20 protein-coding genes are annotated in these 24,041 nt (G+C 60.7%); 19 read left to right on the top strand and 1 reads right to left on the bottom strand.

Annotation, left to right across the window (positions count from 1 at the left end; all coding sequences use genetic code 11):
* Positions 1–407: 407 nt before the first annotated feature.
* The 18 genes from AC07WT_RS20830 (at position 408) to AC07WT_RS20745 (ending at position 20,728) form a co-directional block, all read left to right on the top strand.
* The gene (locus tag AC07WT_RS20830; protein ID WP_494948307.1) at positions 408–1,568 is read left to right on the top strand and encodes an ABC transporter substrate-binding protein; all 1,161 of its coding nucleotides are present in this window, start codon (positions 408–410) and stop codon (positions 1,566–1,568) included.
* A gap of 205 nt (positions 1,569–1,773) precedes the next feature.
* Positions 1,774–2,829: a branched-chain amino acid ABC transporter permease gene (locus AC07WT_RS20825; protein ID WP_494948306.1), complete on the top strand. Its 1,056-nt coding sequence runs from the start codon at positions 1,774–1,776 to the stop codon at positions 2,827–2,829.
* Between the two features lie 4 nt (positions 2,830–2,833).
* Positions 2,834–4,618, top strand: coding sequence for a branched-chain amino acid ABC transporter ATP-binding protein/permease (locus AC07WT_RS20820; protein WP_494948305.1), 1,785 nt, complete (start codon positions 2,834–2,836; stop codon positions 4,616–4,618).
* A complete protein-coding gene (locus AC07WT_RS20815; protein WP_494948304.1) occupies positions 4,615–5,382 on the top strand; it encodes an ABC transporter ATP-binding protein in 768 nt (255 codons plus the stop codon). The genes AC07WT_RS20820 and AC07WT_RS20815 overlap by 4 nt, the downstream gene beginning before the upstream one ends.
* A 176-nt stretch (positions 5,383–5,558) precedes the next feature.
* Positions 5,559–7,517, top strand: a complete 1,959-nt coding sequence (gene mnmG / locus AC07WT_RS20810) for a tRNA uridine-5-carboxymethylaminomethyl(34) synthesis enzyme MnmG (protein WP_492590789.1) — start codon at positions 5,559–5,561, stop codon at positions 7,515–7,517.
* Complete coding sequence (gene rsmG, locus AC07WT_RS20805) at positions 7,514–8,197, top strand: 16S rRNA (guanine(527)-N(7))-methyltransferase RsmG (protein ID WP_494948303.1); 684 nt, start codon at positions 7,514–7,516, stop codon at positions 8,195–8,197. The genes mnmG and rsmG overlap by 4 nt, the downstream gene beginning before the upstream one ends.
* A gap of 80 nt (positions 8,198–8,277) precedes the next feature.
* Entirely contained in the window at positions 8,278–9,069 is a 792-nt protein-coding gene (locus AC07WT_RS20800) for a ParA family protein (protein WP_494948302.1), read from the top strand.
* 18 nt (positions 9,070–9,087) lie between these two features.
* Positions 9,088–9,975 (top strand): ParB/RepB/Spo0J family partition protein, encoded by an 888-nt coding sequence (locus AC07WT_RS20795; RefSeq protein ID WP_492590792.1) that lies wholly within the window; start codon positions 9,088–9,090, stop codon positions 9,973–9,975.
* A 917-nt stretch (positions 9,976–10,892) separates the two neighbouring features.
* Positions 10,893–11,438: an ATP synthase subunit I gene (locus tag AC07WT_RS20790; protein WP_494948301.1), complete on the top strand. Its 546-nt coding sequence runs from the start codon at positions 10,893–10,895 to the stop codon at positions 11,436–11,438.
* A 161-nt stretch (positions 11,439–11,599) separates the two neighbouring features.
* Positions 11,600–12,451, top strand: coding sequence for a F0F1 ATP synthase subunit A (gene atpB / locus AC07WT_RS20785; RefSeq protein ID WP_492590794.1), 852 nt, complete (start codon positions 11,600–11,602; stop codon positions 12,449–12,451).
* A gap of 83 nt (positions 12,452–12,534) precedes the next feature.
* Complete coding sequence (gene atpE / locus AC07WT_RS20780; RefSeq protein WP_007180033.1) at positions 12,535–12,804, top strand: F0F1 ATP synthase subunit C; 270 nt, start codon at positions 12,535–12,537, stop codon at positions 12,802–12,804.
* A gap of 138 nt (positions 12,805–12,942) precedes the next feature.
* On the top strand, positions 12,943–13,413 hold the full coding sequence (locus AC07WT_RS20775) for a F0F1 ATP synthase subunit B (protein WP_408425176.1): 471 nt from the start codon (positions 12,943–12,945) through the stop codon (positions 13,411–13,413).
* 2 nt (positions 13,414–13,415) lie between these two features.
* A complete protein-coding gene (locus AC07WT_RS20770; protein ID WP_494948300.1) occupies positions 13,416–13,955 on the top strand; it encodes a F0F1 ATP synthase subunit delta in 540 nt (179 codons plus the stop codon).
* 58 nt (positions 13,956–14,013) lie between these two features.
* Positions 14,014–15,555: a F0F1 ATP synthase subunit alpha gene (atpA, locus tag AC07WT_RS20765; protein WP_492590796.1), complete on the top strand. Its 1,542-nt coding sequence runs from the start codon at positions 14,014–14,016 to the stop codon at positions 15,553–15,555.
* Between the two features lie 139 nt (positions 15,556–15,694).
* Positions 15,695–16,579, top strand: coding sequence for a F0F1 ATP synthase subunit gamma (gene atpG, locus AC07WT_RS20760; protein ID WP_494948299.1), 885 nt, complete (start codon positions 15,695–15,697; stop codon positions 16,577–16,579).
* A 115-nt stretch (positions 16,580–16,694) separates the two neighbouring features.
* Positions 16,695–18,089, top strand: a complete 1,395-nt coding sequence (atpD, locus tag AC07WT_RS20755) for a F0F1 ATP synthase subunit beta (RefSeq protein ID WP_494948298.1) — start codon at positions 16,695–16,697, stop codon at positions 18,087–18,089.
* Between the two features lie 253 nt (positions 18,090–18,342).
* Positions 18,343–18,768 carry a F0F1 ATP synthase subunit epsilon gene (locus tag AC07WT_RS20750; protein ID WP_492590798.1) on the top strand — a complete coding sequence of 142 codons (426 nt, stop codon included), beginning with the start codon at positions 18,343–18,345 and terminating at the stop codon, positions 18,766–18,768.
* A 229-nt stretch (positions 18,769–18,997) separates the two neighbouring features.
* Positions 18,998–20,728, top strand: coding sequence for an AMP-binding protein (locus AC07WT_RS20745; RefSeq protein WP_494948297.1), 1,731 nt, complete (start codon positions 18,998–19,000; stop codon positions 20,726–20,728).
* A 743-nt stretch (positions 20,729–21,471) separates the two neighbouring features.
* On the opposite strand, the gene AC07WT_RS20740 is transcribed toward AC07WT_RS20745, so the two are convergent.
* Positions 21,472–22,269: a transporter substrate-binding domain-containing protein gene (locus tag AC07WT_RS20740; RefSeq protein WP_494948296.1), complete on the bottom strand. Its 798-nt coding sequence runs from the start codon at positions 22,267–22,269 to the stop codon at positions 21,472–21,474.
* A 216-nt stretch (positions 22,270–22,485) separates the two neighbouring features.
* On the opposite strand from AC07WT_RS20740, the gene hemE reads away from it, so the two are divergent.
* The gene (gene hemE / locus AC07WT_RS20735) at positions 22,486–23,586 is read left to right on the top strand and encodes a uroporphyrinogen decarboxylase (protein WP_492590801.1); all 1,101 of its coding nucleotides are present in this window, start codon (positions 22,486–22,488) and stop codon (positions 23,584–23,586) included.
* Positions 23,587–24,041 lie beyond the last annotated feature (455 nt).

Here is a 24,041-nt window from a genome sequence, read left to right as displayed (position 1 = left end):
CGCGTGCAGTTGACGCGTCTTTTTTATTGCCCGCGCGCGGCGTGGCGGTGCAGGGCGTGGCGCACGGCGGAGCAACTGTGGATAAGCGGCGAATTCGCTATGGAAGCAGCGAGCTTCAGGACAAACCCGCATTCGGGCGAGAGTCTATTGACCGTGGATGATGCAGAACGCAATACTACTAACATGTTAGTGTTTTGTGCGCACATGCACATCACGCATGTCGCGCACGTACGCATATGAAATCGCAGTAGCGGTACGCAGCAGGGGAGTAGCACGAAAGCGGCGAGGGTGTTCGCGCTGAGCAGGGAAAACCATGCTTGGCATGCCTGAACCCTATAACTAGATTCAGACACCCGGTTCGTGAGCCGGATTACAGATTCGCGCTTCAGAGCGTTTGGAGACTTGCAATGAAAAAGACAAAGCAATGGGTGCGCACCGGCATCGCAATGGCGCTGATGTGCGGCGCGGGCGCTGCCTTCGCGCAGGTGAAAATCGGCGTCACGCTGTCCACCACGGGGCCGGCCGCATCGCTCGGGATTCCTGAGAAGAATACGATCGCGCTGCTGCCGAAAGAGATCGGCGGCAAGACCGTGCAATACATCGTGCTCGACGATGCATCCGACACGGGCAAGGCCGTGCAGAACACGCGCAAGCTGATCGACGAAGACCACGTCGACGTGATCATCGGCTCGACCGTCACGCCGAACTCGCTGGCGATGCTCGACGCGGCTTCTGAAGGCAAGACGCCGATGATTTCGCTGGCGGCGTCGGCGGCGATCATTTCGCCGATGGACGCGAAACGCGCATGGGCCTTCAAGCCGCCGCAAAACGACAGCCTGATGGCCGACGCGATCGCCGACTACATGGAGCATCACGGCGTGAAAACGGTCGGTTTCATCGGCTTCGCGGATGCATACGGCGACAGTTGGAACAACGTCTTCACTGCGGCGGCGGCGGCGCACCATCTGAAGATCGTGTCCGGCGAGCGCTTTAACCGCACCGATGCGTCGGTGACCGGCCAGGTGCTGAAGACGATCGGTGCCAACCCGGACGCGGTGCTGATCGCCGGCTCGGGCACGCCGGCGGCGCTGCCTGCCAAGACGCTCAAGGAGCGTGGTTACAAGGGCAAGGTCTATCAGACGCACGGCGTTGCCAATAACGACTTCCTGCGCGTGTGTGCGAAGGATTGCGAAGGCGAATTGCTGCCCGCCGGCCCGATCCTCGTAGCGGACCAATTGCCGGAATCCAATCCTGTGAAGAAGTCGTCGGAAGCGTACAAGGCGGCCTATGAAAAGGCGTATGGCGCGGGTTCGGTGGCGACCTTCGGCGGGCACGCGTGGGACGCGGGCCAGATGCTGCAACGTGCGATTCCGGAAGCGCTGAAGACCGCGCAACCGGGTACCGAAGCATTTCGCGCCGCATTGCGTGCAGCGCTCGAGAACATCAAGGAATTGCCGGTTGCGCACGGCATCATGAACACCACCACAACCGACCACAACGGCCTCGACAAGCGTGCACGCGTGATCGTGCAGATCGTCGACGGCAAGTGGAAGCTGCAGAACGACTAAAGCCAACAACGGTACGCGCCTCTCGCGCAACGTGCGGCAGCTGACGCCGCACTGCCATTCTGTTCGATGACAATGGCAACGACCGCCGCGCCGCGTTCCGGCGCGGCGGTCGCCTTTTCGGGCACTGCAGGTCGATGGCCGGCCGCCGGCTGTGCCGCCACGACGGCTTCCCAGTTTCGATTTCGACGCTTCAGGACGAGGAAGTATGGATCTATCAATTGCGGCGATCCTCGCGCAGGACGGCATCACCACCGGCGCGATCTACGCGCTGCTCGCGCTCGCGCTGGTGCTGGTGTTCTCCGTGACGCGGGTGATTTTTATCCCGCAGGGGGAGTTTGTTTCATACGGTGCGCTGACGCTCGCCGCATTGCAGACACAAAAGTTTCCGGCCACGTGCTGGTTGCTGATGGCGATGGGCGCAGCCTGTTTCGTCGTCGAGACGGCGGGGCTGGTGTGGCATCCCGAACGGCGCCGGCATGCCGCGCGCACGCTGGTGATGCTGGTCGGCAAATATCTGCTGTTTCCGATCGCCGTGTATGCGCTCACGCGCGGTGTTTTCCTTCAGCCGCTGCCGATGCTCGTGCAGATCGCGCTGACGCTGCTGATCGTGATTCCGATGGGACCGTTCGTCTACCGGCTCGCCTATGAGCCGATCGCGGAGGCGACCACGCTGCTGCTGTTGATTGTGGCGGTGGCGGTGCACTTCGCGATGGTCGGCCTCGGGCTCGTGATGTTCGGCGCGGAAGGCGCGCGCACGACGGCGTTCTCCGATGCGACCTTCAATCTCGGCAGCCTGTCGATCTCCGGGCAGAGTCTGTGGGTGGCCGGCACGGCCGTGGTGCTGATCGGCGCGCTGTATCTGTATTTCGACCGCTCGATCTCCGGCAAGGCGTTGCGCGCGACGTCGGTGAATCGCCTCGGCGCGCGCCTGGTCGGTATCGGCACCACGCAAGCGGGGCGTCTCGCGTTCACGCTGGCTGCGGCCCTCGGTGCACTGTGCGGCATCCTCGTCGCACCCTTGACCACCATCTACTACGACTCGGGCTTCCTGATCGGTTTGAAGGGCTTCGTGGGCGCCATTATCGGCGGCCTGGTCAGCTATCCGCTGGCGGCTGCCGGCTCGATTCTGGTCGGCTTGCTGGAGTCGTATTCGTCGTTCTGGGCGAGCGCTTATAAGGAGGTGATCGTGTTCACGCTGATCATCCCGGTGCTGCTGTGGCGAAGCATTGCCAGCCCGCATGCCGAAGAGGACGAGGAGTGACACGATGAAACGGATCATGCAAAACAAGTTCTTCTGGCTGTTCCTCGTGGTGCTGTTCGCGCTGCCGGTGATGCCGCAGCCGATCCATGTGCCTGAATACTGGGTGACGTTGCTCAACTACATCGGCTTGTATTCGATCGTCGCGATCGGTCTCGTGCTGTTGACGGGCATTGGCGGGATGACGAGCTTCGGGCAAGCGGCGTTCGTTGGCATCGGCGCGTACGCGACCGCCTATCTGACGACACGCTACGGCGTGTCGCCGTGGTTCGCGCTGATCGCGGGCGTGGTGGTAACGGCGTTGATAGCACTGATGCTGGGACTTGTGACGATGCGCCTGTCGGGCCACTTCCTGCCGCTCGGCACAATTGCCTGGGGACTCGCGCTGTTCTATCTGTTCGGCAACCTGGAGCTGCTCGGTAAGTACGACGGCATCAACGGGATTCCGGTGCTGAATGTTTTTGGCATCAATCTGGAATCCGGCCGCCATATCTATTACCTGATCTGGCTGGTCGTGCTCGGCGCGGTCGTGTCTGTTCAAAATCTGCTTGATAGCCGGCCGGGACGGGCGATTCGCGCCCTGCGAGGCGGCGGCTTGATGGCCGAGGCGATGGGCGTGAACACGGCGTGGATGCGGGTGGTGATCTTCGTCTATGCGGCGGTGCTGGCGTCGATCTCGGGCTTTCTGTATGCGCACCTGCAACGCGCGGTGAATCCGACGCCGTTTGGCCTGAACCACGGCATCGAGTTTCTGTTCATGGCGGTGGTGGGAGGCGTGGCGCATGTCTGGGGAGCCGTGCTCGGCGCGGCGATCCTGACCGTGCTGCAAGACTATCTGCAAACGCTGCTGCCAAAGCTGCTCGGCGAAAACGGCAACTTCGAAGTGATCGTGTTCGGCATCCTGATGGTGCTGTTGTTGCAATACGCTCGCCGAGGTGTGTGGCCGTTCGTTGCGCGCTTTTTCCCGCGCGGGCCGCACGCACATCTGCCGGATCATGCGGATCCGCTGCCGCAGCGCAGCAAACCGACCGCCGGCGAAGAGCTGCTGACCGTCAATAAAGCACGCAAGCAGTTCGGCGGACTGGTGGCGGTGAACGACGTCAGCTTCGACGTGAAAGCAGGGCAGATCATCGGTCTGATCGGCCCGAACGGCGCCGGCAAATCCACGACCTTCAACCTGGTCACCGGTGTGTTGCAGGCGACCAGCGGTGAGATCACATTCCGCGGCGAGCGGATCGATGCACTGAGTTCACGTGAAATCGTCAAGCGGGGGATCGGCCGGACCTTCCAGCACGTCAAGCTGTTGCCGGGGATGACGGTGCTGGAGAACGTTGCAATCGGCGCGCATCTACGCGGCCAGGCCGGCGTTTGGCGCAGCGTGGCGCGGCTGAACGGCGCAGAAGAGGCACGCCTGATGGCGGAAGCGGCCCGGCAGATTCGCCGCGTCGGGCTCGAGCAGCATATGTACGACGAAGCCGGCAGCCTGGCGTTGGGGCAGCAGCGGATTCTCGAAATCGCTCGTGCACTGTGCTGTGACCCGACGCTGCTGCTGCTGGATGAACCGGCCGCAGGTTTGCGTTATCAGGAAAAGCTGCAACTGGCCGATTTGCTGCGCAGGCTCAAAGTCGAAGGGATGAGTGTGCTGCTGGTCGAGCACGATATGGATTTCGTGATGAATCTGACCGATCGCCTGGTGGTCATGGAATTCGGCACTCGGATCGCGGAAGGCTTGCCGCAGGACGTGCAGCAGGATCCGGCCGTGCTCGAAGCGTATCTGGGCGGGGTGGAATGATGGAGACAACAAGGAACGGTGCCGCACCCATTCTCGACGTCGATGGATTGTCGGTTCGCTATGGCAAGGTCGAGGCGCTGCATGGCGCAGGGATCAAGGTGCGGCCGGGGCAAATCGTCTCGGTGATCGGTCCGAACGGCGCGGGAAAGTCCACGTTGCTCAACGCGATCATGGGCGCCCTGCCACTGACCGGACATGCCAAAGGCGTAATTCGCTATCAGGGTGAAGACGTCAGCGCGATGCCGGTTGAAAAACGGGTGGCGCGCGGCATGTGCCTGGTGCCGGAAAAGCGCGAGTTGTTCTCGACGATGACAGTTGAAGACAATCTCGTCCTCGGCGCGTATCGGCGCAAGCGGGCAGGGGAGCGCAACTTTCTCGACCAGCTCGAACCGGTTTTTGCGCTGTTTCCGCGGCTGAAGGAACGCCGCAAGCAGGCGGCAGGGACGTTGTCCGGTGGTGAGCGGCAGATGCTGGCGGTTGGGCGCGCACTGATGGGCAAACCCGATTTGCTGATGCTCGACGAACCGAGCTTGGGTTTGGCGCCGCTGATCGTCAAAGAGATTTTTCACATCATTAGTGCGCTGCGGCAGACAGGCGTGGCGACGTTGCTGATCGAACAGAATGCGCGTGCTGCACTGCAAATTTCCGACTATGGCTATGTTTTGGAAACCGGGGAACTGGCGCTAGAAGGGCCGGCGGCGGACCTGGCGCAGAATCCACGAGTTATCGAGACCTATCTGGGGTTGGCCAAGAAAGTGGCTTAATCGCCGGTGCGCGTTTCCCTCGCTGTCATTCGAAGCGGTGTGTTTCACGTGAAACACACCGCTTTTTTCATGATTAGCCATTCGGTTGAAATTCGGGCCTAAACCGAACCCGCTATAATTCGCCCATACATTTTCCTTTAAAAGGCTCACGCGACGATCTGGCGTGAGATCCCGCGATGCTTTTTCCCACAGAATTTGACGTAATCGTCGTCGGCGGTGGCCATGCCGGCACCGAAGCCGCCTTGGCCTCGGCGCGCATGGGCAATACAACCCTCCTGCTAACGCATAACATCGAAACCCTCGGTCAGATGAGCTGTAACCCGTCCATTGGCGGCATTGGCAAGGGCCATCTGGTGAAAGAAGTCGACGCGCTTGGCGGTGCGATGGCGGCCGCGACGGATGAGGGCGGAATCCAGTTTCGTATCCTCAATTCGTCGAAGGGTCCGGCTGTTCGCGCGACGCGCGCGCAGGCCGACCGTCTTCTGTACAAGCAGGCGATCCGGCATCGTCTGGAGAATCAGCCGAACTTGTGGCTGTTCCAGCAAGCCGTCGACGATCTGATGGTGGAGGGCGACCGTGTGGTCGGGGCTGTCACGCAGGTGGGCATTCGTTTCCGCTCGCGCGCAGTCGTGCTGACGGCTGGTACGTTCCTCGACGGCAAGATTCATGTGGGTTTGAACAACTACACCGGCGGTCGCGCTGGCGACCCGGCTTCGGTGTCGTTGTCGGCTCGGCTGAAGGAATTGAAGCTGCCCCAAGGCCGCCTGAAGACAGGGACGCCGCCGCGGATCGACGGCCGCACGATCGATTTCTCGAAGCTCGAAGAGCAGCCGGGCGATCTCGATCCGGTGCCGGTGTTCTCGTTTCTCGGTCGCGTCGAGCAGCATCCGCGGCAAGTACCGTGCTGGGTCACGCATACGAACGAGCGTACGCACGACATCATCCGTGGCGGGCTCGACCGGTCGCCGATGTACACGGGCGTCATCGAAGGGGTGGGGCCGCGCTACTGTCCTTCGATTGAGGACAAAATCCATCGCTTCGCATCGAAGGAATCGCATCAGATCTTCCTTGAACCGGAAGGCCTGACGACCAACGAGTTCTATCCCAACGGGATTTCGACAAGCCTGCCGTTCGATGTGCAGCTGGGACTCGTGCGTTCGATGCGGGGGTTGGAGCACGCACACATCCTGCGTCCCGGCTATGCGATCGAATACGATTACTTCGATCCGCGCGGGTTGAAGGCATCACTGGAAACCAAGGTTATCAACGGGCTGTTCTTTGCCGGCCAGATCAACGGTACGACCGGGTATGAAGAGGCGGCAGCGCAGGGTCTGCTGGCCGGGATCAATGCCGGCTTGCACGTGCAGGGCAAGGAAGCTTGGTGTCCGCGTCGCGACCAGGCGTACCTTGGTGTTTTGGTCGACGATTTGGTGACGCGCGGCGTGTCGGAACCGTACCGGATGTTCACGAGCCGAGCTGAGTACCGTCTGAGCTTGCGTGAAGACAATGCGGATATGCGTCTGACAGAAATAGGTCGTGAACTCGGGGTTGTCGATGACGTCCGCTGGGATGCATTCAGCCGCAAGCGCGATGCTGTTTCACGTGAAACAGAACGTCTGCGCACGACGTGGGTTAATCCTAAGACGTTATCGGCCGACGAAGCGACAGCGCTGCTGGGCAAGCCGATCGACCATGAATACAGTCTCGCTGATCTGCTGCGCCGTCCGGGCGTGACCTACGACGGCGTCTGCGGTTTGCGGGACGGCACGTGTGCCGCGCCCGAAACGCTGGCCGAGGACGACGTGCTGCTCGCCCAGATCAAGGAGCAGATCGAGATCGGCATCAAGTATCAGGGCTATATCGACCGCCAGGCCGGTGAGATCGAGCGAAATGAGGCGCATGAAAGCACGCGTCTGCCGGAGGGATTGGACTACGCGGAAGTCAGGGGGCTGTCGTTCGAAGCCCGTCAGAAGCTGACGCAATTCCGCCCGGAAACCATCGGCCAGGCGTCGCGCATCTCGGGTATTACGCCGGCGGCGATCTCGCTATTGATGGTTCACTTGAAGCGTGGCTTGGGGCGTCGTTCGACGAAGCCGGCCGAACCTGGCACCGACAGCACGCCGGTGACGCAATGACGGTGCGTCAGAAGGGAAGCGGAGCAGAGGCGTTGGTACCCTTGCTGGAGGACGGCGTCCGCGAACTCGGCCTCGATTTAAGCGACGCCCAACTTGGCAAGCTGCTCGACTACGTCGCCCTACTAGCGAAGTGGAATGCAGTCTACAACCTGACGGCGATCCGCGATCCGCGGCAAATGCTGATTCAGCACATTCTCGATTCGCTGTCGATCGTGCCGCATCTTGCGACGCGTGGACCTTCCTCTGTCCTCGACGTGGGTTCCGGCGGCGGCTTGCCGGGAATCGTGCTGGCCATCGTCCTGCCCGACTGGACTGTCACCGTGAACGACATCGTTCATAAGAAGACGGCTTTTCAGGCTCAGGCCAAGGCCGAGCTCGGCCTGGCGAATCTGTCGGTTGTTACCGGCCGGGTCGAAACGTTGCAGCCAGGCGCCGAAGTACCGGCAAAGTTCGACGTAATCGTCTCGCGCGCATTCGCAGAACTCGCGGATTTCGTTACACTGGCCCGTCACCTGGTCGCGGAGCAGGGCGCGATCTGGGCGATGAAGGGCGTGCGTCCGGACGGCGAGATTGAGCGCTTGCCGGCAGGCTCCCACGTGGAAGAGATCATCCACCTGCACGTGCCGTCACTCGACGCCGAACGGCATTTAATCAAGGTACGGGTGGATGCCGAGGACTGACAACGGCCGGTAACCCGGTACGCACCGAATAGCAAGAGCGCTTTTCAATTTACTCAAGCAGCAAAAGGGACACACCAACAATGGCAAAAATCTTTTGCGTTGCGAATCAGAAGGGCGGCGTCGGCAAGACGACGACAACGGTCAATCTGGCCGCGAGCTTGGCAGCGCAGGGACAGCGTGTCCTTCTCATCGATCTGGACCCGCAGGGCAACGCCACGATGGGCAGCGGCATCGACAAGGCCGCCTGCGCGAACACCGTCTACGAAGTGCTCGTGGACGGCGTATCGGTAGCGGATGCGCGGACGCGGACGGACGCAGTCAACTACGACGTGTTGCCCGCCAACCGTGAGCTGGCTGGCGCCGAGGTCGAGTTGGTCAGCGTGCAGAACCGCGAGCGTCAATTGAAGGCCGCGCTGGCGGTTGTCGAGGGCGAATACGATTTCGTGCTGATCGACTGCCCGCCGGCGTTGTCATTGCTTACGCTCAACGGCCTATGCGCCGCGCACGGCGTGGTGATTCCGATGCAGTGTGAGTACTTCGCGCTTGAGGGCCTGTCGGACCTCGTCAACACGATCAAGCAGGTGCACGCCAACCTGAATCGGGACCTGAAGGTGATCGGCCTGCTGCGCGTGATGTTCGATCCGCGTATCACGCTGCAACAGCAAGTCTCCGATCAGCTGAAAGAGCATTTCGGCGACAAGGTGTTCGACGCGGTGATCCCGCGCAACGTGCGTCTTGCCGAAGCACCCAGCTATGGTTTGCCGGGCGTGGTGTTCGACCGGGCGTCGCGCGGCGCGCAAGCCTATGTGCAGTTTGGCGCAGAAATGATTGAGCGGGTGCGCGCACTGAGCGACGCGCACCAGGCATCCTAAGCGGATCGAGGAAGCACGATGAATGCAGTAGCAAGAAAGAAGGGATTGGGCCGGGGTCTGGAAGCACTGCTCGGCGGCAGTCCGGATATCACCGAGGCAGTGGTGATTGAGGGCGCGCCCAACGTGCTGCCGCTCAGCAAACTGCAGGCCGGCAAGTACCAGCCGCGAACGCGCATGGACGAAGGTGCGCTGCAGGAGTTGGCCGCGAGCATCCGCGCGCAGGGGCTGATGCAGCCGATCCTTGTTCGGCCGGTTTCGGCGGACAAGTACGAGATCATTGCCGGTGAGCGGCGTTTCCGTGCGGCGCGTCTCGCCGGCCTTGACGAGGTGCCGGTGCTGGTGAGGGACGTGCCGGACCAGGCCGCTGCGGCGATGGCGCTGATCGAGAATATTCAGCGTGAAGATCTGAACCCGCTCGAAGAAGCGCAGGGCATTCAGCGCTTGCTCGATGAATTCAACTTTACGCATGAACAGGCGGCTGAATCGGTCGGCCGCTCGCGCAGCGCCGTCTCGAACCTGCTGCGTTTGCTGAACCTGGCGTCGCCCGTGCAAACAATGCTCCTGGCCGGCGACCTCGACATGGGGCACGCACGCGCGTTGCTGGCCGTCGACGCTGCGACGCAGATCACGCTGGCCAACCAGGTCGTCAATAAACGCATGTCGGTGCGTGAAACCGAAAAGCTGGTAACCGCGACCACCAAAGCGGCGCCGGCGGTGAGGGCGCGCGCGAATCAGGACGGCGGCCGCGACACGCGACGCCTCGAAGAAGAATTGTCCGATCTGCTTGCCGCGACGGTGAAGATCAAGCTCGGCCGGCGCGGCCGCGGCCAGGTGCTGGTGGATTTCGGCGACCTGGATGCACTGGAAGGCATTCTTGTCCGGCTGCGCGGCAACGCCACGGTCTGATCGCGATGGCGAGTCGAATGTGAAGCGTGCTGAACGTGCTTGCGAATCGTCTGGATGGAGATCGGGTTCGCAAGCGGTTCGGCGGCGGAAGGTGCATCGCAGCGGCCGCAATCGCAACCTTGAGCATTCGCCGCGCTCGCTAATTAATTTGCAAGCCATATTGATATCTGATGGATTCCTGAATTTAAAACTGGCGGGTAGATAGTCAGGATTCCTGATGCGGGAGGGTTGGTTGCGCCATTTCGCCTTGCCGCTACGTAAGCGCTGGTGCCTCCCTGCATGGTGTGGTGGCGAGCGCTGGATGCTGGGACCACTCGGCAATCGCGCGAATGCTTCTTCACCCGCCCGCGTCGGATCCATACCGACGTCGAATCCCTCGTTGACCGCTTTCCGATCCGGCGCCGGCGAGTTGTTCGCGATGCCGCGGATGATTTAAGCGCAGCAGGGCAGGCGGGCAGAGCCCTGCCGCAGAAAGTCCTGCAACCGCGCGGCGTCATCGTGCGGCATCAAAAACGTGTTCGCAGTAACCGCGTGCTGTGTAGAGAGAGCCGGCATTCGCCCACCGCATTGCGCTACCCGTAACTGTCGCGCAAGTCCACCGCGCCACGCCAAAATCATCTTCTGTTGCATTTTTGAGACGTACGTCATAGCGTCGAAACGACGCATCTGCGGGATCGAACCCGCTTAAGTCATCACGCATATTTGGCCATCCCCCGACCGCCTTACATTTGCCGTGAATCACTGCGGGAAGATGCCGCTTCCGTATGGTGAAGGCCGGTTTCACGCGGTTTATTGGACGGCCTAAAGTCTTGAATTGCCTGCAACTATCGCTTACAATCGCCCGGATTTAATTGCACGGCAACCCCGTAAGCGCAGCGTAAGCTCGCGGGCTGGAACAAGACTTTCGGAACACTGCGATGGCGGTCAAAGCGTCGAATCAAGCGCCGAAGAATGGGCACGACGAGCACCCCGCTGAACGCACCGCTTCCGTTGCGTCCACCGGTCAGCACGCTTCACGTGGTGATGCGTGGGATGTCGAGCAGCAAGATAACAATATCGTTCCGCTTACGCGGGCCGAGGCTGAAAAGCTGTTTGGTCCCAATGTGAGTCGTCCATCGCGCGTCACACCTGCCAAGGTCGTGGCAGCGCAAATGGTTTTGTCCCTGGGTGCTACGCTGGTGTGGTGGCTGTTCTACAAGCCGCCGGGCGCTGCTGCGCTGTCCGCGTTCCTGGGGGGAGCGATTTGCTGGGTGCCGGGCGCGTTGTTCGCGGCACGCCTTAGAACGCTGAGCGGCGCCGAGACGGTGATGAGCTGGATGATCGGCGAAGCGCTCAAGATGGGGACAACGATCGCGATGTTTGTAGCCATCGCCTTCTGGTATCACGACGTACGCTGGGTGCCGCTGCTCGTGACCTACCTCATCGCGCTCAAGACGTACTGGATCGCCCTGGCGTGGCGCTAAGGTAGCAGCAACAAAGTAGTAGCAAAAATTCAGGCTGGCGCGCAGCGCCGCCAACAGGAGTGCGGATATGACACGATCCGCACCCGGCGCGTTCCCGCAATACAGTATTGCGGCGGGAGCGGCCTAAAACGATTTTCGACAATTTGGGTGGCTTTAACGATATGGCAGCTAGCGAAGGCACGCGCGCAATGGATCCGTCCGAGTACATCGCGCACCACTTGCAGAACTTTTCCACCGCGCACCAGACGTCGATTTTCGACATTCACGTGTGGAATCTGGACACCCTTTTCTGGTCGATCTTTTGCGGTCTGGCCACCATCTTCATTCTGCATCTCGCTGCCCGCAAGGCGACGTCCGGCGTGCCGGGCCGTTTCCAATGCGCGATCGAAATGCTGGTCGAAATGGTCGAGGATCAATCGAAGTCGATGATCCACGGCACGCGCACCTTCATCGCACCGCTGGCACTGACCGTGTTCGTCTGGGTCGCGCTGATGAACGCGCTCGACTTTATCCCTGTCGACCTGCCGGGCCACGTAATTGGCTGGCTGGGTCTGTCCGAAGCCATCCCGCACCACCGCATCGTCCCGACCGCCGATCTGAACGGCACGCTCGGCATCGCCCTCGGTGTGTTCGCGTTAATGATTTACTACAACCTCAAGATCAAGGGCGCCGGCGGCTTCGTGCATGAACTGCTGTCCGCCCCGTTCGGCGCGCATCCGCTGCTGTGGATCCCGAACCTTGCACTGAACATCATCGAGTTCGTCGCGAAGACGGTCTCGCTCGGCATGCGGCTGTTCGGCAACATGTACGCGGGCGAACTGTTGTTCCTGCTGATTGCCCTGCTCGGCAGCATCTGGAGCTTCGGCGCGGACACGACGGTGCTTGGCTTCATCGGCCACGTGATCGCCGGCAGCGTGTGGGCAATCTTCCACATCCTGATCGTTTTGCTGCAGGCGTTCATTTTCATGATGCTGACGCTGGTGTACATCGGCCAGGCACACGACACGCACTAACCTGCGCCGTCGGACAAAAGAATCGTAGTTTTTTAAATCCCAGTTCCAACCAGTTCTAAAAGACTTTTCACAAAGGAGTGATCATGCAAGCTTTCATCGCCAACATCCAGGGTCTGACCGCCATCGGTATCGGCATCATCATCGGCCTGGGTGCAATCGGCGCCTGTATCGGTATCGGCCTGATGGGCGGCAAGTACATCGAAGCATGTGCTCGTCAGCCGGAACTGATGAACCCGCTGCAAACCAAGATGTTCCTGCTGGCTGGTCTGATCGATGCGGCGTTCCTGATTGGCGTTGGTGTGGCAATGCTGTTTGCGTTCGCGAACCCGCTGCTGTCGAAGCTGGCAGGCTGAGGTTCCTCGGAAGTTTGCGCCTGAGCTATAACTAGTTAAGGCGCAGGGCGGAACGGGCACTTGGGCGCTGATCGAATACAGAATCGATGAGCGCCTTGCCGTTTCACTTTCCGAACTAGCAACGTTTAAGGAAACACCGTGAATCTCAACGCAACCCTGTTTGCGCAAATGGTCGTGTTCCTGATCCTCGCGTGGTTCACGATGAAGTTCGTGTGGCCGCCGCTGATCAACGCCCTCGACGAGCGCTCAAAGAAGATTGCTGACGGTTTGTCTGCCGCTGAAAAGGGCAAGGCTGAACTCGAAGCCGCCCACAAGCGCGTCGACCAGGAACTGGCTCAGGCACGCAACGACGGTCAGCAACGTATTGCTGACGCCGAAAAGCGCGCTGTGGCAGTCGCCGACGAAATCAAGGCTCAAGCACAAGCTGAAGCCGCTCGCATCATCGCGCAAGCGAAGGCCGATGCGGAACAGCAAGTCGTGAAGGCGCGCGAAACGCTGCGCGGCGAAGTCGCTGAACTCGCCGTGAAGGGCGCTGAACAGATCCTGAAGCGCGAAGTCGACCAGGCAGCTCACGCTGACCTGCTGAATCAACTGAAAGCCGAGCTCTGATCATGGCCGAACTTGCAACCATCGCCCGTCCGTACGCAGAAGCGCTGTTTGGCGTGGCCGAAGCTGGTGACATCGCCGCCTGGTCCACGCTCGTGCAGGAGCTGGCACAGGTTGCGCGTCTGCCCGAAGTGCTGTCGATCGCCTCGAGCCCGAAAGTAAGCCGCGCCCAGGTCAGCGAACTACTGCTGGCCGCGATCAAGTCGCCGCTCAAGGACAACGCGCAAGCGAAAAACTTCGTGCAAATGCTGGTCGATAACCATCGACTGCAATTGCTGCCGGAAATCGCCGCGCAGTTCGAAGAGTTGAAGAACGCCCGCGAAGGGGCGGCCGATGTGCTGATCGTTAGCGCATTCCCGCTCGAAGGCGCGCAGTTGAACGACCTCGTCGCAAGTCTCGAACGCAAGTTCAAACGCAAGCTGAAGCCGGCGGTCGAAGTCGACCCGTCGCTGATCGGCGGCGTGCGCGTGACGGTCGGCGACGAAGTGCTCGATACCTCGGTCCGCGCGCGGCTTGCCAGCATGCAGACGGCTCTGACGGCCTGAAGCGCCCAAAGCGCTGAAGCGGCTGGCACGCAACAGAATTGACTATCAGGAGCGAATAATGCAACTCAATCCCTCTGAGATCAGCGAGCTGATCAAGAGCCGGATCCAGGGCCTTGAAGCGAGCGCAGACGTTCGCAACCAGGGTACTGTGATCTCCGTGACCGACGGTATCGTGCGTATCCACGGCCTGTCGGAAGTGATGCAGGGCGAAATGCTCGAATTCCCGGGCAACACCTTCGGTCTCGCACTGAACCTCGAGCGCGACTCGGTCGGCGCCGTGATTCTGGGTGAGTACGAACACATTTCGGAAGGCGACATCGTCAAGACGACGGGCCGCATTCTCGAAGTGCCGGTGGGTCCGGAACTGCTCGGCCGCGTGGTCGACGCACTGGGCAACCCGATCGACGGCAAGGGCCCGATCAACGCGAAGAAAACCGACGCAATCGAAAAGATTGCTCCGGGCGTGATCTGGCGTAAGTCGGTTTCGGAACCGGTCCAGACCGGTCTGAAGTCGATCGACGCGATGGTGCCGGTTGGCCGTGGCCAGCGTGAGCTGATCATCGGCGACCGCCAGTGCGGCAAGACCGCAGTCGCAGTCGACGCGATCATCAACCAGAAGGGCAAGAACCTCTTCTGTATCTACGTCGCGATCGGCCAGAAGGCTTCGTCGATCATGAACGTGGTGCGCAAGCTGGAAGAAACCGGCGCGCTGGAATACACGATCGTCGTGGCCGCCTCGGCTTCGGAATCGGCTGCAATGCAGTACCTCGCACCGTACGCCGGCTGCACGATGGGCGAATACTTCCGCGACCGCGGTCAAGACGCGCTGATCGTTTATGACGACTTGACCAAGCAGGCTTGGGCATACCGTCAGATCTCGCTGCTGCTGCGCCGCCCGCCGGGCCGTGAAGCTTACCCGGGTGACGTGTTCTATCTGCACTCGCGTCTGCTGGAACGTGCTGCTCGCGTCTCGGAAGAGTACGTCGAGAAGTTCACGAACGGCGAAGTGAAGGGCAAGAGCGGTTCGCTGACGGCACTGCCGGTCATCGAAACGCAAGCAGGCGACGTGACCGCATTCGTTCCGACGAACGTGATCTCGATTACCGACGGCCAGATCTTCCTGGAAACCGACCTCTTCAACGCAGGTATCCGCCCGGCAATTAACGCTGGCGTGTCGGTGTCGCGCGTCGGTGGTGCGGCTCAGACCAAGGTCGTGAAGAAGTTGTCGGGCGGTATCCGTACCGACCTCGCACAGTACCGTGAACTGGCTGCGTTCGCGCAGTTCGCGTCGGACCTCGACGAAGCCACCCGCAAGCAGCTGGAGCGCGGCCGCCGCGTGACGGAACTGCTGAAGCAGCCGCAGTATCAGCCGCTGCAGGTGTGGGAACTGGCGATCGCGCTGTTCGCCGCGAACAACGGCTACCTCGACGATCTGGAAGTTGCGCAAGTGCTGCCGTTCGAAAAGGGCCTGCGCGACTACCTGAAGTCGAAGCACGCTGACCTGGTCAAGCGCGTTGAAGACACCAAGGAACTCTCGAAGGACGACGAAGGCCTGTTGCACACGGCTCTCAAAGACTTCAAGAAGTCCGGCGCTTATTGATCCGCGAGTGATCCGCAAGGCATAAACGGACCTCGAAGCGGCGCGGGCCGCATGCGAATGCCCCCGCGCTGCTTCGATCGCTTTGCATGGGACCCGAGTAAGCGCTAAAGCGCTAACTCGGGCCGACAAGGAGCAAGCAATGGCTGGAATGAAGGAAATTCGCGGCAAGATCAAGAGCGTGCAAAACACGCGCAAGATCACGAAAGCGATGGAGATGGTGGCCGCATCGAAGATGCGCCGCGCTCAGGAGCGCATGCGCGCTGCTCGCCCGTATGCCGACAAGGTCCGCGATATCGCTGCACACATGAGCCGTGCGAACCCGGAGTATCGTCACCCGTTCATGGTGTCGAACGAAGGCGCGAAAACGGCCGGCATCATCCTCGTCACGACCGATAAAGGTCTGTGCGGCGGCATGAATACCAACGTGCTGCGTGCGTCGCTGCAGAAGTTCAAGGAACTGGAAGGCCAGGGCAAGGCGATCGAAGCAACCGCGATCGGCACCAAGGGTCTGGGTTTCCTGAACCGTCTGCGCGCCAAGGTAGTGTCGAATGTCGTGCATCTGGGCGACACGCCGCATCTGGAAAAGCTGATCGGCGCGGTGAAGGTGCAGCTCGACCTGTACTCGGAAGGCAAGGTTTCGGCGGTGTACCTGGCGTACACGCGCTTCGTCAACACGATGAAGCAGGAGCCGGTGATCGAGCAACTGCTGCCGCTGTCGGCAGATCAGTTCGAGCGCAAGGAAGGAGACGGCACGACGCCGAGCACGCAGTGGGACTACATCTACGAGCCGGATGCGCAGGCAGTGGTGGACGAACTGCTGGTGCGTTATGTCGAAGCGCTGGTCTATCAGGCCGTCGCGGAAAACATGGCATCGGAGCAGTCGGCACGGATGGTCGCGATGAAGGCCGCTTCGGACAATGCGAAGACGGTCATCAACGAACTGCAGCTCGTGTACAACAAGAGCCGTCAGGCCGCGATCACGAAAGAACTGTCGGAAATCGTCGGTGGCGCGGCGGCAGTCTGACCTTGACGGTCGGCCATGCCGCTTCGTGTGCGCCCTTGCGGCGCACCCGTCCAGGTGACCCCATCGAAATTGCGCCTTTGCGCGAGTGAAGAATTGAGTATCTAAAGGAAAAGCGATGAGTACTACTGCTTTGGTAGAAGGCAAGATCGTACAGTGCATCGGCGCGGTGATCGACGTGGAATTTCCGCGTGAATCCATGCCGAAGATTTACGACGCGCTCATTCTCGAAGGTTCGGAACTGACCCTCGAAGTCCAGCAACAGCTGGGCGACGGCGTCGTCCGTACCATCTGTCTGGGTGCATCGGACGGCCTGCGTCGCGGTACGGCGGTGAAGAACACCGGCAAGCCGATCAGCGTGCCGGTCGGCAAGCCGACTCTGGGCCGGATCATGGACGTGCTGGGTCGCCCGATCGACGAAGCCGGCCCGATCAACTCGGACGTGGTTCGCGGTATTCACCAGAAGGCTCCGGCGTTCGACGAACTGTCGCCGTCGACCGAACTGCTCGAAACCGGCATCAAGGTGATCGACCTGATCTGCCCGTTTGCCAAGGGCGGTAAGGTGGGTCTGTTCGGTGGCGCCGGCGTGGGCAAGACCGTCAACATGATGGAACTGATCAACAACATCGCTAAGGAACACGGCGGTTACTCCGTGTTCGCCGGTGTTGGCGAGCGTACCCGCGAAGGGAACGACTTCTATCACGAAATGAAGGACTCGAACGTTCTCGACAAGGTCGCGCTGGTGTACGGCCAGATGAACGAGCCGCCGGGCAACCGTCTGCGCGTCGCGCTGACTGGTCTGACGATGGCTGAGCACTTCCGTGACGAAGGCCTCGACGTGCTGTTCTTCGTCGACAACATCTACCGTTTCACGCTGGCCGGTACCGAAGTGTCGGCACTGCTCGGCCGGATGCCGTCGGCAGTGGGCTATCAGCCTACGCTGGCTGAAGAAATGGGTAAGCTGCAAGAGCGTATTACGTCGACCAAGACCGGCTCGATCACGTCGGTTCAGGCCGTGTACGTCCCTGCGGACGACTTGACCGACCCGTCGCCGGCTACGACCTTCGGCCACCTGGACGCAACCGTCGTGTTGTCGCGTGACATCGCTTCGCTGGGTATCTACCCGGCAGTCGACCCGCTCGATTCGACCTCGCGTCAGATCGACCCGAACGTGATCGGCGAAGAGCACTACTCGATCACGCGCGGCGTGCAGCAAACGCTGCAGCGCTACAAGGAACTGCGCGACATTATCGCGATTCTGGGTATGGACGAACTGGCGCCGGAAGACAAGCTCGCCGTCGCGCGCGCTCGTAAGATCCAGCGTTTCCTGTCGCAGCCGTTCCACGTCGCTGAAGTGTTCACGGGCTCGCCGGGCAAGTACGTGCCGCTGAAGGAAACGATCCGTGGCTTCAAGATGATCGTTGAAGGTGAGTGCGACCACCTGCCGGAACAGGCGTTCTACATGGTCGGCACGATCGACGAAGCCTTCGAAAAGGCCAAGAAGATCCAGTAAAGGTCGGGTGTAACGAAGCGGGCGCCGGCCTCGCGCGTATCGATACCTGTCGTGTATCGGAACGCAAAGCCGGCGCCTCTTACTACGCTCAATCCAGCCTTGCATGGGACGAGAGCGCGCAGCGTGGGACCGGAGTAAGTGCTAAAGCACTCACTCCGGTCGACATAAGCGCTAAAGCGCTAACACTCGTCGAGCTTTGCATGGGACCAGAGTAAGCGCTAAAGCGCCAACTCTGGTCGCCACAGGAGTCGATATGGCAACCATTAAAGTAGACGTCGTCAGCGCGGAAGAGCAGATCTTCTCGGGCCAGGCGAAGTTTGTCGCGCTGCCGGGCGAAGCGGGTGAACTCGGCATTCTGCCGGGCCACACGCCGCTCATCACCCGGATTCGTCCGGGTGCGGTGCGCATCGAAGCTGAAAACGGCGAAGAAGAGTTTGTGTTCGTCGCCGGCGGCATTCTCGAAGTCCAGCCGGGCGCCGTGACGGTTCTCGCCGACACCGCAATCCGCGGCAAGGATCTCGACGAAGCCAAGGCCGAAGATGCACGCAAGCGTGCAGAAGAAGCGCTGCAAAACACGGGTTCGAACCTCGAATACGCAACCGCGCAAGCGGAACTGGCGTATGCGACGGCTCAACTCGCTGCGATCCAGCGTCTGCGCAAGCTGCGCAGTCAGAAGTAAGCAACATGTTTCAGAAAGAAAGCAGCCTTCGTGGCTGCTTTTTTTGACCGCTACTTGACGTTTACGGAAAGGTCAGCAAAATCATGTGGTCGGACGGGGTGACGCACGGTCGGAATCAGCCGCAGATGCGCTGCGGGTAAGACTTGATGCCGTCCCGGCACACGCCGGTGGCACAATCGGTTTCAAATTCATTTCAATAGGGCGAGCTTCCGCTCACGGAGACAACACCATGGCAACGCAAGTGTCAGGCGAAGGCGCACTCATCGCACCCAAAGACGGCCTCTCGTATGTCCGCGGATCGACCGATATTCCGTTGAGTGAAGCGACGATCGGTCAGTTCTTGCACGATACGGCGGAACGGTTCCCTGGCCGTCCAGCCGTGGTGTTTCGCGAGCAGCGCATTCGCTGGACGTGGAAACAGTTCGCGGAAGAGGTCGACGTGCTGGCGTCCGGGCTCCTCGCGGTCGGTATCGAAAAGGGCGACCGTGTGGGCATCTGGTCGCCGAACCGGGTGGAGTGGCTGCTCACGCAATTCGCGACTGCGCGTATCGGCGCCGTGCTGGTCAACATCAATCCGGCGTACAGGCTGGCCGAACTCGACTACGCGTTGAACAAGGTCGGCTGCAAGGCGATCGTCGCGGCGGAGCGCTTCAAAACGTCGATGTATCTCGACATGCTGCAGGAACTCGCGCCGGAGCTGGCCACGCATGCGCCAGGCGAACTGCATGCCGCGCGTTTGCCCGATCTGCGCTGCGTGATCCGCATGTGCGACACGCAAACGCCCGGCATGTTGAGCTTTTCCGAAGTCATCGAGCAGGGCCGCGCGACGCTCGATGCCGCGAGGCTCGACGCCATCGGTGCAACGCTGTCGTGCCACGAACCGATCAACATTCAGTTCACCAGCGGCACAACTGGCAATCCGAAGGGCGCGACGCTGACGCACAGCAATGTCGTCAACAACGCGCGCTATATCGCGATGGCGATGCGCCTGTCCGAGCAGGACGCCTTGTGCATCCCCGTGCCGCTCTATCATTGCTTCGGCATGGTGCTGTCGGTGCTGGCGTGCGTATCGGTCGGCGCGAATATGGTGTTTCCGGGCGAGGGCTTCGACCCGGCCGCTACCTTGGCTGCCGTCGCCGAAGAGCAGTGCACCGCGCTACACGGCGTGCCGACCATGTTCATCGCCGAACTCGATCATCCCAACTTCGCCACCTACGACTTTTCGCGTCTGCGCACGGGCATCATGGCCGGTTCGCCGTGCCCAATCGAGACGATGAAGAAAGTCGTCTCGAAGATGCATCTGAACGAGATCACGATTGCCTACGGCATGACGGAAACGAGCCCGGTGTCGTTCCAGAGTTCGACCACCGATCCGCTCGACAAGCGAACCACGACGGTCGGCCGCATCCAGCCTCATCTTGAAGTGAAGATCGTCGATCCGCTTGGCAATCTCGTGCCGGTGGGCGAGACGGGCGAGTTGTGCACCAAAGGCTATTCGGTGATGCAAGGCTACTGGGGCGACGAGGCGAAGACGCGTGAAAGCATCGTCGATGGCTGGATGCACACCGGAGATCTCGCCACGCTCGATGCCGAAGGCTACTGCAATATCGTCGGTCGCCTGAAGGACATGCTGATTCGCGGCGGCGAGAACATCTATCCGAGGGAAATCGAAGAATTTCTGTTCCGCCACCCGAAGATCCAGAGCGTTCAGGTGTTCGGCGTGCCGGATTCGAAGTACGGCGAGGAAGTGTGCGCGTGGATCGTGCTGCGCTCAGGCGAGCAGGCAACGGCCGAAGAGATCCAGCAATTCTGCCAGGGCCAGATCGCGCACTATAAGGTGCCGAAGTACATTCGCTTTGTTGACGAACTGCCGATGACGGTTACCGGCAAGGTGCAGAAATTCATCATGCGCGAACGGATGATCAGCGAACTGAAGGTGAAAGAAGACAAGACAGCGTGACGTGCTTGCGGGCTCAGCGCGGCGCGAACGCCCGCGCTGAGCCGGCCTGCATTTTGAGGGACACGTTGGCCGAGGCGGCGCGCGAAAACGACCCTGAAAAAAGCGCGCAAACGTTTGACCAGACGAAAAAAAAGCGGGCCTGGAGCCCGCTAAAAACCACACGCTACGGGGTTAGCGCGAGGAGACCAAAGGAGGAACCGACTGAGACGACGACCCTGCGCCGACTACGGCCCCAGCAGGGATGCCCCTTCACAGGGCTTCGGCAAACGCCGACCGGCAAGTGCATCGTATCCGCTCACACTACGCACCCAGCCACATCCGTGTTGAAACCGTTGAGGGCATTGTGGGCGAATTAATCTACGAGCGCGGTAACAAAGTGTTTCAGGTTGTAACGCCCGCCAGATAAGGCGTTGCGGGATTTATTGCCAAATTGAAACGTTTTAAACGTAATTTTTACCGATGACTGGCCCGCAATTTAATACGCCTGATTGATGCCATTCGCGACGCATATTGCAAGGTAATCCGTTCAGTCGATTCCGCATGAAATGGTTGCACGCTCATCTTTTTTGCGGATGATCGCCTGTGTTACAGGCTCTTGCCTGACCCGTGCACCTTAGCTCTCCCGGCGTAAGTGGGCACGCTGCGTCGCAGCACGTGCGAAGTAGGGGAAGAGTAAAAATGCCAGACGGGGAACACGCAACTGCAACCAGCAACCAGCAAGCGCGGCCCGCAACCAGCAAGCCTTACTTCAGCCACTTATCCGAAATCGCCTGATATTCACCGGTTGCACGCGCCAGATGCAGCCACTGGTCGACATACTGCTGGAACGCAACGTCGCCACGCGGCAGAAGCCACGCCTTCTCGCCGTACTGGAACGGCTTGTCCGGATGCACGGAGCAAAGACCCGGATTCAGCTTTTGCTGCAATAACGTTTCCGATGCGTCCGTCACCATTACGTCGGCCTTGCCGGCGAGGATCTGCTTGAAGATCGTCACGTTGTCCGGATAGACGGTGACGTTGGCGTGCGAAAAGTACTGCTTCGCGAAACGCTCGTTGGTGCCGCCCGGATTGACGATTACGCGGGTAGCCGGCTGATCGATCTGCGCGACAGTTTGATATTTGTTGACGTCGTCGCACCGCACGATCGGCGTCTTGCCGTCAATCATGTACGCCTGTGTGAAGAACGCGCGCTTTTGCCGTTCGAGCGTAGGCGAAACGCCGCCCACGCCGACATCGCACTTCGCCACGAAGTCGTTCATCAGGTTCGGCCACGACGTTTTGACGAATTCCGCCTTCACGCCGAGCGATTTGGCGAGCGACTCAGCCATGTCGATATCGATGCCTTCGAACTGGCCGTCGGCTTTATGGAACGAGTACGGTCTGTAATCGCCGGTCGTGCAGGCGCGCAGCGTGCCGCGCGCAAGAATTTCGTCGAGCCGCGAAGGCGCCGCGGCGGTCGGGCTGGTCTGCGCGTGGACCACGCCGCCTTGCATCAAAACACCGGCCAAAACGCCGAGCAGTGCGAGTGCTGCCTTGTTCATCGAGTTTCCTTGATTACGTGTAATTGTCTGGTAGAGCTGTCGGATGATAGCCCGGCCAATCGCGGTTGAATATTGGCCGTTCGTCCGAGTCATAACGCCGCGCGGGGCGGCTCAAAGACAGCCGAAAGCATGTGCGATGCAGTTATTGCCTGCATCAAGCGAGATGTGGCGAGCCGGGTCCGGTAAAATGCTCCTTTGCCCTTAGTCGCACGCAACGTGGCCCATAAACTCCTGAACGACACTTTCCTGCGCGCGCTGCTGCGCCAGCCGACCGACTACACGCCGATCTGGCTGATGCGACAGGCGGGCCGCTACCTGCCGGAATACAACGCCACGCGCGGTCGCGCGGGCAGTTTCCTCGGTCTGGCGAAGAATCCGGCCTATGCAACGGAAGTCACGCTGCAGCCGCTCGAGCGCTATCCGCTCGACGCGGCGATCCTGTTCTCCGACATCCTGACGGTGCCCGACGCAATGGGCCTCGGCCTCGAGTTCGTCGCCGGCGAGGGCCCGCAATTCGCGCGGCCGGTGCGTACGGAAGACGATGTGGCGCGCCTCGCGGTGCCCGACATCGACGCCACGCTGCGCTACGTCACCGACGCCGTGCGCGAAATCCGCACGGCGCTGACCGACGCGCAAGGCCGCCAGCGCGTGCCGCTAATCGGCTTTTCGGGCAGTCCATGGACTTTGGCGTGCTATATGGTCGAAGGCAGTGGCTCGGATGACTTCCGCACCGTCAAGTCGATGCTTTACGCGCGCCCTGACCTGATGCACCGTATTCTCGATGTCAACGCGCAGTCCGTCGCGGCTTATCTGAACGCGCAGATCGAAGCTGGCGCGCAAGCCGTGATGATTTTCGACACGTGGGGCGGGGCGCTGGCGGACGGTGTCTATCAACGCTTCTCGCTGCACTACATTCAGCAGGTCGTGAGCCAGCTGAAGCGCGATCACGACGGCGAAAAAGTGCCGGTGATCACTTTCACGAAGGGCGGCGGCCTGTGGCTCGACGAGATCGCCGATACCGGTGTCGACGCGGTCGGGCTCGACTGGACGGTGAATCTGGGCAAGGCGCGCGAACGCGTGGGCGGCAAGGTGGCGCTACAAGGCAATATCGATCCTTCGGTCCTGTTCGCTCCGCCGTCTGCGATTCGCATGGAAGCGCGCGCCGTGCTCGACAGCTTCGGCAACCATCCGGGCCACGTTTTCAATCTCGGCCATGGCATCTCGCAATTCACGCCGCCGGAGCACGTCGCCGAACTGGTCGATGAAGTTCATCGTCATAGCCGCGCAATTCGCAGCGGCGCTCATGCACCAACGTGACGCTGTAACCGTTACGACTTCTGCTGCAATGCAGCGAGCTGGGCTCTCGGTCTAAGGGCAAAACCCTAGGCTTCGGGCCGTCAGATGGCGATTCCGTACTTGTCAAGACTTGACTTATACACATTCATCACGCTGCGGCGCGGCAGAAGCTTTCATCGTGCCCTGGCCCTTGCACATTGCAGGCGCATTTGATCCAAGCCTTGTCTGGCAAGGCTTTCACGGCTTCGAGACGAAATGTGCGGAATCCCACAGAACGCTGCTGCGGCGCGGTTCCCGGGCCTTCCGGGCGAAGTTCTCAACAAAGTTATCCACAGGCACGCGGACCGATTGCAATTGTTCAGCCGAATCCAAAACTTAGCGCGGAAATTGAAGTTTTACTTTAACTTCGACGGATTCGCCTCCTGCCCAATGTGGACCGTGACGCGGCGTTGTGCCGCATCAACGCATCTGACCCA

The organism is Paraburkholderia sp. GW821-FHT02A12, assembly GCF_059422005.1.
The sequence above is the reverse complement of the archived record's forward strand: the minus strand, read 5'-3'. Positions and strand labels throughout refer to the sequence as shown.